The organism is Hydrogenophaga intermedia, from assembly GCF_000723405.1.
In the GTDB taxonomy this organism is placed as follows: Bacteria; Pseudomonadota; Gammaproteobacteria; order Burkholderiales; family Burkholderiaceae_C; genus Hydrogenophaga; species Hydrogenophaga intermedia.
This window is the reverse complement of record NZ_CCAE010000008.1, coordinates 43,175-56,938: the sequence shown is the minus strand read 5'-3', so window position 1 is coordinate 56,938 and position 13,764 is coordinate 43,175. Positions and strand designations below refer to the sequence as shown.

Here is a 13,764-nt window from a genome sequence, read left to right as displayed (position 1 = left end):
TTGGAGGCGTCCGCATGACGAGCCCGACTTCACACGACGCCCAGCGCGTCAGCCGCGAGGCCGAGATATACGACAACGACGAGCTGGAGCGGGACCGCCTGGAAGCGGTCATGGCGTACACGCAGATGGGGCCCGCGCGGCGCCGCCGCGACGAGCTGATCCGCGCCGTGCACACGCGCCACACCAACACCCGCGTGCTCGAGGTGGGCAGCCAGGCCTGGGAGGCCCACTACCTCAAGTGGAACCTCAAGCCCACCCAGCTCACCTGCATCAACATCTCCGACCGTGAGCTCGACAAAGGGCGTCAGGTGGCCGAGGCCAAGGGCCTGCCGGTGGAGTTCAAGCTGATGGATGCGCACGAGTTGCAGTTCCCCGACGCCACCTTTGACCTGGTGTTCGGCACGGCCATCCTGCACCACCTGGAGTTCGAGCGCGCGGTGAAGGAAATCGCGCGCGTGACCAAGCCCGGCGGCGAGATCCTGTTCGTCGAACCGCTGCTGCTCAACCCGGTGGCGCGCCTGGTGCGCGCGCTCACGCCGAAAGCGCGCACGCCCGACGAGAAGCCACTGGCGCGCGAGGAGCTTGACATCCTGGACCGCTACTTCGCGCCCAAGCACCTGTACACCGACCTCTTCGCCTTCCCGGCAGCGGTGGTGTCCAAGGCCGTGCGCGCGCGGCCCAGCAACTGGATGGTGAACGCGGCGGATCGCTTCGATGCGGCGATCGCCTCGTCCATGCCCTCGCTCGGCGCCTACTACCGCACGGTCACCGTGCACGGCACGCGCCGGGTCTGATACCACCGCGCCCAGCCGCCCTCACGATGGTCGCCGGCTACCGCCCGATCACGCACCCGGACTGGCGCCCGGTGCCTGCACAACGCTCGTCTGGGCGGCCCATCCTGCTCGTGGTGGTGGACACCGAGGAGGAGTTCGATTGGTCCAGACCCTTCGACCGCGACGCAGTGGGCACGGCGTCGATTCCGGCGCAGGACCACGCGCACGCGGTGTTCGACAAGTACGGCATCGTGCCGACCTACGTGCTCGATCACGCCGTGGCGCGTTCGGCGCCAGCGGCGGCCTACCTGCGCCGCCTGGTCGATGCGGGCCGAGCGCACTTCGGTACGCACTGCCACCCCTGGGTGACGCCACCGTTCGAGGACGAGGTCAACGACTACAACTCATTCCACGGCAACCTGCGGCCAGAACTGGAGGCCGCGAAGCTGGAGGCGAGCACGGACGCCGTGGCTCAGGCCTTCGGGCAGCGGCCCCTCATCTTCAAGGCCGGGCGCTATGGCGTCGGGGCCGGCACGCTGGGCGTGATCCAGCGCCTGGGCTACCGCATCGACTGCAGCTTCGTGCCCGCCACCAGTTTCGAGCGCGTGCACGGCCCCAACTTCCTCGGTACGTCCATGCACCCGTTCTTCATGAACGAGTCGCGCGAGCTGCTGGAGGTACCGCTGACGGTGGGTTACGGCGGACGTGCCTGGTGGGCCGGGCAGCGCTTCGCGGGGCTGTGGGACAACCCGCTGCTGCAGCGCGTTCGCGTGCAGTCGGTGCTGAGCCGGCTGGGCGTGCTGTGGCGTGCGCGCCTGAGTCCTGAAGGCTTCGATGCGGACACGCAGATCCGTCTGATGGAGGCGTTGTACGCGCAGGGGGTGCGGGTCTTCAGCCTGACCTATCACTCGCCTTCGTTGGCTCCGGGACACACGCCCTACGTGCGCAACGACCAGGACCTTCAGGAGTTCCTGCGTCGCATTGATCGGGTCTGCGCGCACTTTCGCGATCGGCTGGGCGGCGAGTTCTCGACCCTGACGGATCTGTGGCGCGATGCGCTCGCCGCCACGCCGGTGAGCCCGGCCGCGCCGCTCCAGCCTGAAGCCCTCTCGCCTCAGCGCGGCACGATCGCGTAGGACGGGTCGCTGGAGAAACCGCGAGCGCCGGAGTCCAGCAGCGGCGTGAAGCCCTTCCAGCGCGCGTAGGCGCTGGCGGCGTTGTTGGCGTTGGCGTTGCTGGCCGCGGCCAGCATGCCGCGTGCGACGGCCGCGTAGCCACCGGCCCAGTCGGGGTAGGCCGGGTCGCCCGCGAGGGCCGTGCTGCCGCAGCTGGCCGAGCCGTAGTTGAGGCGGAAGAACTCGCTCCAGCTGTTCACGTAACTGCCGCCGCTCATGGTCTGCAGCCAGTAGCCCGCGGCGTGGCTGGTGCAGAAACCGGCCGATTGCGTGCTGGCCAGGAAGCGGTCGATCTGCATGCGGCCCACGCTGTTGAGCACGGTGGCGGCGTTGGTCACGTTGTTCTCGGCCAGCCAGGCCATCACCGTGGCGAAGAAGTCCGATTCGTACGAGGGCGTCTGGTTGTTGTTGTATTGCGAGATCAGCGCGCCCATGGGCGAGAACAGGCTGCCCGAGCGGCCGGGGCCGTAGGTATTGAGGAACCAGGCCATGTTGTTCGACAGCATGGTGTCGAAGTAGCTGTTCATGGCGTGCGAGTCCGGCGCCGCGAAGGCGGCTTCAGCGATGGAGCGAAGCCCCCACGCCTGGCCACGCACCTGCTCGGGCATGAGAAGGCCCTTGTCGCGTTCGCGGTAGATGGGGTCGTTGGCGGCGATGTTCCAGGCAGCCCAGAACATCATCTCGTCGAGGTAGAAGGCGTCGCCGGTGACCAGGTACGGGATGTAGGCGTAGGAGCCCTGGTGGGCGATGTCGGGCGTCCAGTTGCTGGAGCCTCCGTTGGGGACGGCGGGGCTGGAGTTGCCGTAGCGCAAGGCGATGCCGGGGTGGCGGACGACACTGATCGGCTGGTCCGTGGCCTCGTCGCGGTAGTGCACGGGGGCGCTGGCGGCGGCGTCGGCATTGGCCAGCATGGAGGCGCGGGCGCGGTCGTCCTGGGTGATGAGGTACAGGGCGGTCCAGCGCGGCAGCGGGGCGATCTCGTCGCGTCCGCCGGTGCCGGGCATGTCGGTCGTCAGCTTGGCCGTGCCCATGGGATTGGTGTTGGAGTTCGCCAGCGAACGGGCCTCTTCGGACAGCACGCTGTCGGGAATGCTTAGGCCCAGGTTGTAGTTCCAGGTGGCGCGGCTGGCCAGGAAGTAGGGCATGTGGTGGCGCACACGCACGTTCGGGTTGCCGCCGCTCCACACCACGCGGTGCCAGCGCGCCTTGCTCGAATGAGTGAAGGACGGCTGCGACAGCAGGGTCTGGCCGTTGGCGGTGACGGTGAGCGAGTAGGTGACGTTGGCGGGGCTGGACTTGAGGGCCCAGTTGTTCTCCATCACCACGTCGGTGCGGATCTGGCCGGTTTTGTAGAGGCGAACGTGCAGCCGGGCCGTGAGGCGGTCGTTCAGCGGCGACACCACGTTGAATTCACTGGCGACGGGGCCGTGCAGGCGGCGGCCACTGCCATTGGCGATCTGCTGCTGCAACTGCGCCTGCGGATTGGCCGTCAGGGTGGTGCCGTCGGACAGGCGGGCCGTGATCTGCAGGTTCCACGCGGGCGCGGCGGGCAGCGACACGTTGGGCGTGGTCTTGGCGGCGGGGTAGATGTTGATGATGCGTGCGCTGTTGGCCGGCAGGCTGGGCACGGAGGCACTGAGCACGGCAAAGCGCACCGAGCCGTTGGGTTGGGTGGACACCTCGTCCATCTGCAACGGTACGGTGTTGCCGGCGCTGTCCTGCGCGCGCAGGCCCTGGCTGGTGGAGAGGTCACCGACACGAAACGGTTGGCCGAAGGTGATGGGCACGTTGCTCTGGGCACTGCCGGATGTCACCTCCACGCAGGTAATGGCCCCCGAGGCGCAAGCCAGGCCGCCGGGACCAACGGGGGCCGCGGGCAGCGGCGTCGGCGCCGAGTCGCTCGACACCTGGGATGGCGTGTCGCTCACCAGTCCACCGCCGCCCCCACCACCGCCACAAGCGGCCACAAGGCAGGTGGCGGCGAGAAGTGTCGTGAGCATGGTCCTGCGCTGCTGAACCTCGAGAAAGTAGGTGTTCATGGATGACGGGTCAAACAATCTCTGCGTCGGGCCACACGACACCGACAGAAGGCCACTGAGGTTCTGGAAAAAGCGGGACGGGGAGGGCGGTTCCGCCGTTGAACACCGAGTAGGGTATTTTGGCGGCGCGTGAATCATTTCACGAATTGATGACGCCATCGATTCAGAATGTGAGTTCCAGCGAAATCGAAACCGTGTGAAAACGCCCGGGTTTCTCCTCGACAGACCGTGGGACGGCCAGCCCTCGGCTTGAGAAAAACGGTTGTTTCAAATTGATACATTTTGGTCTTCATGACCGTTAGAGCCTTGAAGACGCCGGCCGCTGCTGCCCTTGCCCTGAGCGCTGCCGTCGCGGCCCTGGCCGGTGCCTGGGCGCACCCGATCCTGCCCCTGGGGCTGGGCGCGGCGGTGCTGGCGCTCATCGCCCTCACGGCCTGGCGGCCGCTCTGGGGCGCGTATGTGCTGCCGGCTGTGCTGCCCTGGGCCAGCCAGGCCGTGCACACGGGTTGGCTGATGCTCGACGAGTTCGACCTTCTGGTGCTGGCGGTGGCCGCCGGCAGTTGGGGTGTGTGGGTCGCTGGCGCCCTGCGAGAAGGCGATCGGGACGCAGCCGATCGGGTGCTCGACCGCCGTGTGCTGGCCCTGTCGGCCGCGCTGTTGGGGGTGGCCGCTGTGGGCGGTGCCAGGGCCTGGGTCGATGGCGGCGCCTGGCCGTCCTGGGCCGCGTTCCCCTTCGCTGACTACCAGTCGCCTGCGAACACCTGGCGATCGAGTAAAGCGCTGATCTGGGCGGCGCTGCTGCTGCCGCTGTGGTCAAGTGGCGCCGGTGCGGCGTCCCGGCGGCGCTGGGTGGTCGCCTGGTGGCGCGGCAGCCTGGCGGGGCTGGCCACGGTCTGTACGCTGGTGGTGGCCGAGCGGCTGCTGTACGCGGGCCTGCTGGACGTGTGGTCGGGCTATCGCACCACGGCCTGGTTCTGGGAAATGCATGTGGGAGGCGGCGCGATCGACGCCTACCTGAGTCTGACCGTGCCCTTGGCTGCCTGGTGGTGGCTGCGCGCGCGCACCGCGCGGGCATGGTGGGCCGCGGCGGCGCTGTTCGTGCTGGCCTGCCACGTGGTGCTGACGACCCAGTCGCGTGGGCTGTATGGCGCGGTGTTGATCGGTTCGGTGCTGGCGTACGTCCTGCACCGCCGCTCGCCGCTCGCGGCGACCGGCGAAAGCGCGGGCGCGCCGCGCCTGGGCAACGCGTTGGTGGTGCTGGTGGTGCTGGCTCAACTGGCCTGGGTGGTGCTGGGTGCCACGGCCATCGCGAACCGGCTGGCGCGCTCAGGCCAGGACTTCACGCACCGCTTCGACCACTGGCGCTCGGTGGCCTCGACGCTCGGCGGTGGGGCGGACCTGATGCTGGGCATCGGCGCTGGCCGGCTGCCCGCGCGCATGGGCGAACGGCCGGACTCGGGAACCCCGGGTCGTTTGACATGGGCCGACGGGGAAGGCGGCCCCCGCATGCGGCTGCACGGCCCCAGCCACGCCGGCCTGGACGGCCTGCGTTTCGGCGCGGTGCAGCGCTTGTCCGACTTCGAAGCCGGCACCTGGCGCGTGCGCCTGTCCTACGAAGCGCAGCCCGGTTTGCGGCTGTTGGTCAGCGTTTGCGAGCGCCACCTCCTTTACGACCGCCGCTGCCAGTGGCGCTTCATCCGCCACGCCACGGACACCGCGCGCGGGCCCGTCGTGCGCGAGATCGATCTCTTCGGCGACTCGCTCGCGCCCGATGCGGCGCTGGCCCGCTGGCGCGAAGGCTTCTTTTCCGTGTCCGTGCTGACGCCGGGCGCGGTGGTCGAGATCGAGCGCCTGGAACTCCTCGACCCGCATGGCCGGCAGCGCTTGCTCAACCCCGATTTCCGGCAGGGGCCGGCCCACTGGCTGCCCGCCGCGCAGGGCCATTTCGAGCCCTGGCATGCGGACAACCTCTACCTTGAAGTGCTGGTCGAGCGCGGCGCCTTCGCACTGGCGGCCTTGCTGGGTTGGCTCGCCTGGACAACGCACTCGGTCTGGCGGGGCCTGCTGGCCCGAGAGCCTTTGGCGGGCGCCTGGCTGTGCGCCGTGGTCGCCATCGCGGCCCTGGGCATGCTCATCAGCGTGACCGAAGTGCCCCGCGTGGCCTGGTGCTGGTGGATCACGCTGGGCCTTGGTCTGGCGTTCGAGCGAAATACTTCACACAAAAGCAGGATGTAAGCGATTGTGTTGACATGGCCAGCCCACTATCCTCGGATGAATGGGCAGGATGCACTAGGGGGTACCCGTAGGACACCGACCTGGCCGCGTCCGGAGAACCTCGCGTGATCAGACTCTTCAACCACTACTTCGACCGACACACACTCATACAGCTCCTGCTCGACGTGACGCTGGTGGCCGGCGTGTTCGTGGGCGCGCTGATCGCGTTGTCCAAGCCCGAAGACCTTACCTCGGCGCAGATCGCGCGCGGCGCGACCCGCGGCCTGTTGATGGGATTCGGCTTCCTGGCCATCAACGCCGCCCTCGGCTTCTACGACCGCCGCACCATCCTGTCGACCCGGCAGGCGTTGGCGCGCTCGCTGGTGTCGTTCAGCATGACCACGGCGCTCGTTGTTGCCGTGCTGCTGCTGATGCCGCTGGAAGCGTTCTACGGCCGCACCTGGTCGGTGGTGCTGATCATGATGGTCACGGCCGTGCTGCTGCTCTACCAGGTGCTGGTGGGCGAGTACCTGCCCAAGGCCATTCCCAAGCGCCGGGTGCTGGTGTTCGGCACGGGCGCGCGCGCGCTGGCCGTGGGGCGCGCCCTGGAGATGCCGGGCGCCAACGCCGAGCTCTGCGGTTACCTGGCCGGCCCCAACGAGCAGGAACAGCAGGTGCCGGCGGGCAAGGTGGTGACCACCGACCTGGCCTTGACCGACCTGGTGCAGAACAAGCGCATCGATGAAATCGTGGTGGCCATCACCGAGCGCCGCGGCGGCAGCATGCCCATGCGCGCGCTGCTCGATTGCAAGCTGGGCGGCGTGCGCGTCACCGACATCGCCACCTTCTACGAACAGAACCTCGGCCAGATCCGCCTGGACGCCGTGTCGGCGGGCTGGCTGATCTTCGGCGACGGCTTCAACCAGGGCATCGTGCGCACCACCATCAAGCGGGTGTTCGACATCCTCGGCGCCTCGGTGCTGATCCTCATCTCGCTGCCCATCATGGCGGTGGCCGCCCTGGCCATCAAGCTCGAGAGCGCCGGCCCGATGCTGTACCGGCAGGAACGCATCGGCCTGGGCAACCGGCCATTCCACGTGGTCAAGTTCCGCAGCATGCGGACCGACGCCGAAAAGGACGGCGTACCCCGCTGGGCCACCGCCGGCGACAGCCGCGTGACACGCGTGGGCAAAGTCATTCGCAAGCTGCGGGTGGACGAGTTGCCGCAGTTGTTCTCGGTGCTCAAGGGCGACATGAGCCTCGTTGGCCCGCGCCCCGAACGCGGCTTCTTCGTCGACCAACTGACCCAGCAAATCCAGTTCTACGCTGTGCGCCACAGCGTCAAGCCGGGCGTGACGGGTTGGGCTCAGGTGCGGTACCAGTACGGCTCCACGGTGGAAGACACCGCCGAGAAGCTGCAGTACGACCTGTACTACGTGAAAAACCACTCCCTGTTCCTGGACCTGGTGGTCCTGTTCGAGACGGTCGGAGTGGTGCTGACCGGCAAGGGCGCGCAGTGAGCCCGAAAACCTGCCCGCCGGCCGTCCAGACGATTACTTTTTGCTACAGACCGATCTACAATACCCCGTATGTGTGCGGCCAAGCTCGCGGGGTTGGCAGTCAGGCCGAAGGAGGTTGTTCCCATGTCCGATATGAACCATTCTGAAGATGTCGTCGTGCAGGAAGCCGAGGCGCCGGCGTCCGGTCTCTCGCGCCGGCACCTGGTTCGCGCGGGCCTGAGCGCCGCGCCCGTGTTGGCCGCGCTCAAGAGCAACACCGTGCTCGCCGGCGACCACACCTGCATCAAACCCTCCACCTTCTCGTCGCTGCGCGCCGCGCAGATGAAGGTGAGCGCGCGTCGCGAACTCAAGACCGACTACGAGTGCCAGTCGCACGGTTACTGGAAGAACCGCGACGGCGGCTTGCCGAACAAGTACAAAACCACCACCAAGTTCCTGTCGACGGAAACGGGCTTCACCCAGAATCCGGGCGGTGTTTACACCAACAAGACCCTGCAGCAGGTGCTCGAGAACGGTGGCAACCAGGGCAATGCCGCGCTGGCCCGCCACGTCGTTGCCGCGTTTCTCACGGCCAAGGCCTATCAGAACGATCCGTCGCGCGTGATGCTCACGCAGTCGCAGTGCCGCGCCATCTGGAACGGCCAGGGTGTCTGGCAGCCCTTCGCGGGCACCACCTGGACGCTGAGCCAGACCATGGCCTACTTCGACATGGTCTACGGTCCCGCGTTTCTGTGACCTTGGAGCCAGGCGGCCGGCTCGCCTGGGTCTGTCGGCGCGCACAGGCGCTGCTTTTGCGGCGATGGCCCGAGGGGGGCGTTGTTTACGACGCCGCAGACGGCAGCCTCAGCGCTGTGTCCCCGGTAGCGGCGGAACTCATCGAACGTTTGCTGGACGGGCAACCCGCCGACGCCGAGGCGCTCGCGCAGCATCTGCTTCAGGCCGCTCCAGAACCCGAGGACATCGACGGCGTGAATCAGCACCTCGCGCAGTTCGAGCACATGGGCTTCATCGAACGGATACCTTCGTGAGCGCGCTTCGCGGGCGCATCGCCGATCTTTCTCCTGCCGAGTTGTCTGCCCGGCTCAACAGCGACGGCCTGGCCCTGTCGGTGCCGCCCTTCACCGTGCGCGTGCGCAGCCCCATTCCCGTGGTGCGCGAAGGCATCGAGCGGATGTACGCGCTGCATGAGCACTTTGGCGATGACGAGGTGTTCTGCGATTTCCACCTGAGCATCCTGCCGCGCCTGGGCTGGACGGGCCTGCGCTGCGAGCTCGACGTCGATGGCCAGCGACCGTTCACGCCGCTGGCGCGTGGCGAGGCCTTCGCCTTCTTCGAGTGGGGCCTGAACTGGTGCGTCACCAGCCATTGCCACCACTGGCTCACGCTGCACGCGGCCGTGCTGGAGCGTGACGGCCGTGCCGTACTCTTGCCCGCACCGCCGGGCTCGGGCAAGAGCACGCTGTGCGCCTGGCTCATGCAGCAGGGCTGGCGCCTGATGTCGGACGAGCTCGCGCTGATCGACCCGGCGAGCGGGCAACTGAGCGCCTCTCCGCGGCCCGTCAGCCTCAAGAACGAGTCGATCGCGCTGATGCGCCAGCGCCTGCCGGACGCGGTGTTCGGCCCCGTGGCCCACGACACACTAAAGGGCATGGTGGCGCACCTGCGGGTGAACGAGTCCAGCCTGCGCCAGGCGGCGCTGCCGGCCACGCCACGCTGGATCGTCTTTCCGCGTTTCGAGAGAGGCGCGGCCTTGCGCGCTGTGCCACGCCCGAAGCCGCAGACGCTGGTGGAGCTGGCCTCCAACAGCTTCAACCACCATGTGCATGGCCCGCGCGGCTTCGAGTGCCTGGCCGACCTCGTCGACGGCTGCGAGGCCTTCGACCTGAGCTATAGCCAGCTCGACGACGCAACCACCTGGTTCGATTCGCTGACGAGGTCGTCGTGACGCTGCCCGCGCTCGATCTGCTGCTGCTGCCGCTGCGCGAACCCGAGCGCCTGGGCACGCTCACGCCGGGACAGTGGGACCTGCTGGTGCGCCAGGGCCGACGTGCCGATGTGCTCGCGCGTGCGGCGGAACGCATCGAGGCGGCGGGCCGCTGGGCCGACGTGCCGCCCGAGGTGGCACGGCACCTGCAATCGATGCGCCTGCTCGCGCAGCGCCAGCACGAGGAACTGCGCCACGAGACCGGGCAACTGCTGCGCGTGTTCGAGTCGGCCGGGTTGCCGCTCGTGCTGCTCAAGGGCGCGGCCTACGTGCTGCAGGACCTGCGCGTGGGCGAAGGGCGCATGGTGTCGGACATCGACATCCTCGTGCCGCGCGAGCGGCTGGCCCACGTGGAATCAGCCCTCATGCTCAGCGGCTGGGTAAGCACCAACAACAACCCCTACGACCAGCGTTACTACCGCACCTGGATGCACGAGCTGCCGCCCATGCGCCACCTGCGCCGCGGCACGGTGCTGGACGTGCACCACGCGCTGGTGCCGCTGTCGGGTCGCCTGCGGGCCGATCCTTCGGCCATGCTGGCGGACATTCGCCCGATTCCGGGCAACCCAGGGGTGTACGCGCTCAGCCCCACGGACATGGTGCTGCACAGCGCCGCGCACCTCTATGCGGAAGGTGAGCTGGAACTCGGTTGCCGCGGCCTGCTGGATATCGAATTGCTGGTGCTCGAGTTCGCGCAGGACGCGGACTTCTGGCCGACGCTGACGCAGCGCGCCGCGGCGTTGCGCTGGGAGCGCCCGCTCGCGCAGGCGCTGGTGTACCTGGATGAGCTGTTGAGCACGCCCCTGCCGCCCGAGGTGCGCGACTGGGCCCTGAAGGTGCATCAGCACTCGGCGCCAGCCTGGCGCGGGCGCTTGCTCGACGCGATGTACCTCCGCGCGCTGCGCCCCGATCACGCGTCGCTGTCGGACCGCTGGACCGCGCTGGCGCGCGCCGGACTGTATGTGCGCGGGCACTGGCTGCGCATGCCTCCCTGGCTGCTGGCGGGCCACCTGGCACGCAAGGCGCTGATGGCGGCGCGTGCGCCAAAGCCGACGGAGGCCTGAGCATGCAGCGTCGCCTTTGGCTGGGGATGATCGGCTCACTGCCCCTGTGGGGCGCCGTGAGCGCGGCCCGTGCCGCGCTGGCCGACACCGTCTCGCGCATGAAGCCGTCTGTGGTGTTGGTGGGCACCTGGCGCGACACCGACAGCCCGCGCTTCCAGTTGCGCGGCACCGGCTTCCTGGCGGGGCGAGCGTCTCAGGTGGTGACTTGCGCGCACGTATTGCCCGCGCCGGAAGAAGGCGCGCCGCCCGCGCAACTGGTTGTGCAGGTGTGGCAGCGCGACGGCACGTGGTCGATGCGCCAGGCCCGCGTGCTGGGCACCGAGCGCCACGGCGACATCGCGTTGCTGGGCATCGATGGCCCACCCGGGCCGCTGGCGCCGCTGGGCGATTCCTCGGCCGTGCGCGAGGGCGATGACCTCGCCTTCATGGGCTTTCCCATCGGCAATGTGCTGGGCTACGCGCACGTGGTCCACCGAGCCATGGTGTCCAGCATCGCGACCTCGGTGCCCCCGAGCCCGGATGCGGACCGACTGCGAGGTCCGGCGATCCGCGGCGCGCGCGACGGCACCTTCGACATCTTCCAGCTCGACGCGGTGGCCTACCCGGGCAACAGCGGCGGGCCCCTGTTCAAGCCGGAGACCGGTGAGGTGGTCGGCATGATGAACATGGTGCTGATCAAGGGCACGCGCGAGTCGGCCCTGAGCCAGCCCTCGGGCATTGCCTATGCGATTCCGTCGGCACGGGTGCGCGAGTTGATGACGGGCTCGCGGTGATGGCCGAGCGCGTCGATGCCGTGGTGGTGGGCGCGGGCGTGGTGGGACTGGCCGTGGCCCGTGCGCTGGCGCAGGCCGGGCGTGAGGTCCTCGTGCTGGAGCGTGAGACAGGCATCGGCACCGGCACCAGCTCGCGCAACAGCGAGGTCATTCACGCTGGCATTTACTACCCGCCCGGCTCCTTGAAGGCGCGGCTGTGCGTGCAGGGCAAAAATGCGCTCTACGCCTACGCGGCCGAGCGCGGTATCGCGCATCAGCGCTGCGGCAAGCTGATCGTGGCCAGTACGTCCTCGCAACTCGCGGCGCTGCCGGGCACCGTGGCGCGCGCGGCGGCCAATGGCGTGCACGACCTGGTCGTGCTGTCGCGCGACGAGGCGAAGGCGCGGGAGCCCGCGCTGGAGTGCCTGGGGGCGGTGCTGTCACCGTCCACCGGCATCATCGACAGCCACGCGCTCATGCTGTCGCTGCAGGGCGATCTGGAGGCGGCTGGTGGCATGGTGGTGTGCCACAGCGCGGTGCGTGGGATCGAGCGCCAGGGCGAGGACTGGCTGATCGTCTGCGGGGACGGCACGCGGCTGCTGGCCCGCACGCTGGTCAATAGCGCCGGCTTGCACGCTTGCGAACTGGCCGGCCGCATCGCCGCGCTGCCCCCGGGCAGCGTGCCCACACCGCGCTTCGCCAAGGGCAGCTACTTCACGCTCACTGGCCGCTCCCCTTTCCAGCGGCTGATCTACCCTGCGCCCGAGCCCGACCAGCACCTGGCCGGCCTGGGGGTGCACCTCACCATCGATCTGGGCGGGCAGGCCAAGTTCGGCCCAGACGTGCAATGGGTGGACCGGGCCGACGACCTGCTGGTCGATCCCGCGCGCGGCGAGGGCTTCTACGCGGCCGTGCGCCGCTACTGGCCCGCGCTGCCCGACGGCGCGCTGCAGCCCGGTTACGCGGGGATGCGGCCCAAGATCAGCGGCCCCGGCGAGCCGGCGGCCGATTTCCTGATCCAGGGCCCGGCGCAGCATGGTCTGCCTGGGCTGGTCAACCTGTTCGGCATCGAGTCGCCCGGGCTCACGAGTTGCCTGGCGATCGGCGAACAGGTGCGCGAGACGCTCACTTCCTGAGCGCGGCGATGGCCCTGGCCGATTCGTACACCAGCGCCGGTCCTTGGTAGATCAGGCCGGTGTAGATCTGCACCAGGTCCGCGCCCGCCTCGATCTTGCTCAGTGCATCGCGCGAGCTCAACACACCACCCACGCCAATGATGGGAAACGAGCTGCCCAGCGCTGTGCGCAGCGCGCGGATCACACGGTTGCTGGCCTCCAGCACCGGCGCGCCAGACAGGCCACCGGCTTCGTCCGCATGGCGCAGCCCCTTCACGGCGTCGCGCGAGAGCGTGGTGTTGGTCGCGATCACGCCCAGTTCGCCGCTGGCCTGGCCGTCGGCGCGGCAGCCGTGGCGGCGCAGGGTCTCGGCGATCACGCCGATCTGCGATTCGTCCAGGTCGGGCGCGATCTTCACGAACACCGGGATGCGGCGCTGGTGGCGCTGGGCAAGTTGCTCGCGCCGTTCCATCACCGCGCCCAGCAGCGCGTCCAGCGCGGCGTCGCTCTGCAGGCTGCGCAGGTTCTGCGTGTTGGGGCTGGAGATGTTGACGGTGACGTAGTCGGCGTGCGGATACACGCCATCCAGACAGGTCAGGTAGTCCTCGGTGGCGCGCTCGATCGGCGTGCTGGCGTTCTTGCCGATGTTCAGGCCCAGGCGCATGGGCGTGGCGCCGCCGTCGTGGCGGAAGCGCGCGCGCTGCACGTTGGCCAGGAAGGCGTCCAGGCCCTCGTTGTTGAAGCCCAGGCGGTTGATGAGGGCCTTGCGCTCGGGAATGCGGAACATGCGCGGCTTGGGGTTGCCGGGCTGGCCCTTGGGCGTGACCGTGCCCACCTCCACGAAGCCGAAGCCCATGGCCGCCAGGCCGTCGATGCAGCGGGCGTTCTTGTCCAGGCCGGCGGCAAGACCCACGCGGTTGGGAAATTGCAGGCCCGCGAGCGTGAAAGGGTCGCTCACGCGCGGCTGGCTGTACAGGCAGGTGAGCGGGGAGCGCTGCAAGCGGGCGATGGCGCCCAGGGTCAGCTCATGCGCGGCCTCCGGGTCCAGGCCGAAGAGAAAGGGGCGCGCCGCGCCGTAGGGAAGGAATGACATCGGATAATCCGCCGTTTTTCGACCAACCCCGGATT

The 13,764-nt window shown here is 68.8% G+C and carries 12 protein-coding genes; 10 read left to right on the top strand and 2 right to left on the bottom strand.

Annotation, left to right across the window (positions count from 1 at the left end):
• Positions 1–14: 14 nt before the first annotated feature.
• Entirely contained in the window at positions 15–794 is a 780-nt protein-coding gene (locus BN948_RS07560) for a class I SAM-dependent methyltransferase (RefSeq protein ID WP_009517159.1), read from the top strand.
• A gap of 26 nt (positions 795–820) precedes the next feature.
• A complete protein-coding gene (locus BN948_RS07555; RefSeq protein WP_009517158.1) occupies positions 821–1,909 on the top strand; it encodes a polysaccharide deacetylase family protein in 1,089 nt (362 codons plus the stop codon).
• Here the strand turns inward: BN948_RS07555 and BN948_RS07550 are convergent.
• Positions 1,888–3,987: an RIFT barrel domain-containing protein gene (locus BN948_RS07550; RefSeq protein ID WP_009517156.1), complete on the bottom strand. Its 2,100-nt coding sequence runs from the start codon at positions 3,985–3,987 to the stop codon at positions 1,888–1,890. The genes BN948_RS07555 and BN948_RS07550 overlap by 22 nt on opposite strands.
• 291 nt (positions 3,988–4,278) lie before the next feature.
• Between BN948_RS07550 and BN948_RS07545 the strand changes: the two genes are divergently transcribed.
• From BN948_RS07545 to BN948_RS07510, 8 genes are all read left to right on the top strand, one after another.
• Positions 4,279–6,222, top strand: coding sequence for a hypothetical protein (locus tag BN948_RS07545; RefSeq protein WP_009517155.1), 1,944 nt, complete (start codon positions 4,279–4,281; stop codon positions 6,220–6,222).
• Positions 6,223–6,326: 104 nt separating this feature from the next.
• Positions 6,327–7,721 (top strand): TIGR03013 family XrtA/PEP-CTERM system glycosyltransferase, encoded by a 1,395-nt coding sequence (locus tag BN948_RS07540; protein ID WP_009517153.1) that lies wholly within the window; start codon positions 6,327–6,329, stop codon positions 7,719–7,721.
• A gap of 132 nt (positions 7,722–7,853) precedes the next feature.
• Positions 7,854–8,456 carry a hypothetical protein gene (locus tag BN948_RS07535; RefSeq protein WP_035620994.1) on the top strand — a complete coding sequence of 201 codons (603 nt, stop codon included), beginning with the start codon at positions 7,854–7,856 and terminating at the stop codon, positions 8,454–8,456.
• 116 nt (positions 8,457–8,572) lie between these two features.
• Entirely contained in the window at positions 8,573–8,749 is a 177-nt protein-coding gene (locus tag BN948_RS27010) for a hypothetical protein (protein WP_202901757.1), read from the top strand.
• Complete coding sequence (locus tag BN948_RS07525) at positions 8,746–9,666, top strand: HprK-related kinase A (protein WP_009517147.1); 921 nt, start codon at positions 8,746–8,748, stop codon at positions 9,664–9,666. Before BN948_RS27010 ends, BN948_RS07525 begins: the two co-directional genes overlap by 4 nt.
• The gene (locus BN948_RS07520; RefSeq protein ID WP_009517146.1) at positions 9,663–10,769 is read left to right on the top strand and encodes a nucleotidyltransferase domain-containing protein; all 1,107 of its coding nucleotides are present in this window, start codon (positions 9,663–9,665) and stop codon (positions 10,767–10,769) included. The genes BN948_RS07525 and BN948_RS07520 overlap by 4 nt, the downstream gene beginning before the upstream one ends.
• A gap of 2 nt (positions 10,770–10,771) precedes the next feature.
• Positions 10,772–11,542, top strand: coding sequence for a S1C family serine protease (locus BN948_RS07515; protein WP_009517145.1), 771 nt, complete (start codon positions 10,772–10,774; stop codon positions 11,540–11,542).
• A complete protein-coding gene (locus BN948_RS07510) occupies positions 11,542–12,657 on the top strand; it encodes an NAD(P)/FAD-dependent oxidoreductase (protein ID WP_009517143.1) in 1,116 nt (371 codons plus the stop codon). Before BN948_RS07515 ends, BN948_RS07510 begins: the two co-directional genes overlap by 1 nt.
• On the opposite strand, the gene BN948_RS07505 is transcribed toward BN948_RS07510, so the two are convergent.
• Complete coding sequence (locus tag BN948_RS07505; protein WP_009517142.1) at positions 12,647–13,729, bottom strand: quinone-dependent dihydroorotate dehydrogenase; 1,083 nt, start codon at positions 13,727–13,729, stop codon at positions 12,647–12,649. The genes BN948_RS07510 and BN948_RS07505 overlap by 11 nt on opposite strands.
• Positions 13,730–13,764 lie beyond the last annotated feature (35 nt).

Excerpts from the sequence above, each read along its gene's own strand:
- BN948_RS07560 (WP_009517159.1), top strand. The coding sequence starts at position 15 with ATGACGAGCCCGACTTCACACGACGCCCAGCGCGTCAGCCGCGAGGCC.
- BN948_RS07555 (WP_009517158.1), top strand. The coding sequence starts at position 821 with ATGGTCGCCGGCTACCGCCCGATCACGCACCCGGACTGGCGCCCGGTG.
- BN948_RS07550 (WP_009517156.1), bottom strand. The coding sequence starts at position 3,987 with ATGAACACCTACTTTCTCGAGGTTCAGCAGCGCAGGACCATGCTCACG.
- BN948_RS07545 (WP_009517155.1), top strand. The coding sequence starts at position 4,279 with ATGACCGTTAGAGCCTTGAAGACGCCGGCCGCTGCTGCCCTTGCCCTG.
- BN948_RS07535 (WP_035620994.1), top strand. The coding sequence starts at position 7,854 with ATGAACCATTCTGAAGATGTCGTCGTGCAGGAAGCCGAGGCGCCGGCG.
- BN948_RS07515 (WP_009517145.1), top strand. The coding sequence starts at position 10,772 with ATGCAGCGTCGCCTTTGGCTGGGGATGATCGGCTCACTGCCCCTGTGG.
- BN948_RS07510 (WP_009517143.1), top strand. The coding sequence starts at position 11,542 with ATGGCCGAGCGCGTCGATGCCGTGGTGGTGGGCGCGGGCGTGGTGGGA.
- BN948_RS07505 (WP_009517142.1), bottom strand. The coding sequence starts at position 13,729 with ATGTCATTCCTTCCCTACGGCGCGGCGCGCCCCTTTCTCTTCGGCCTG.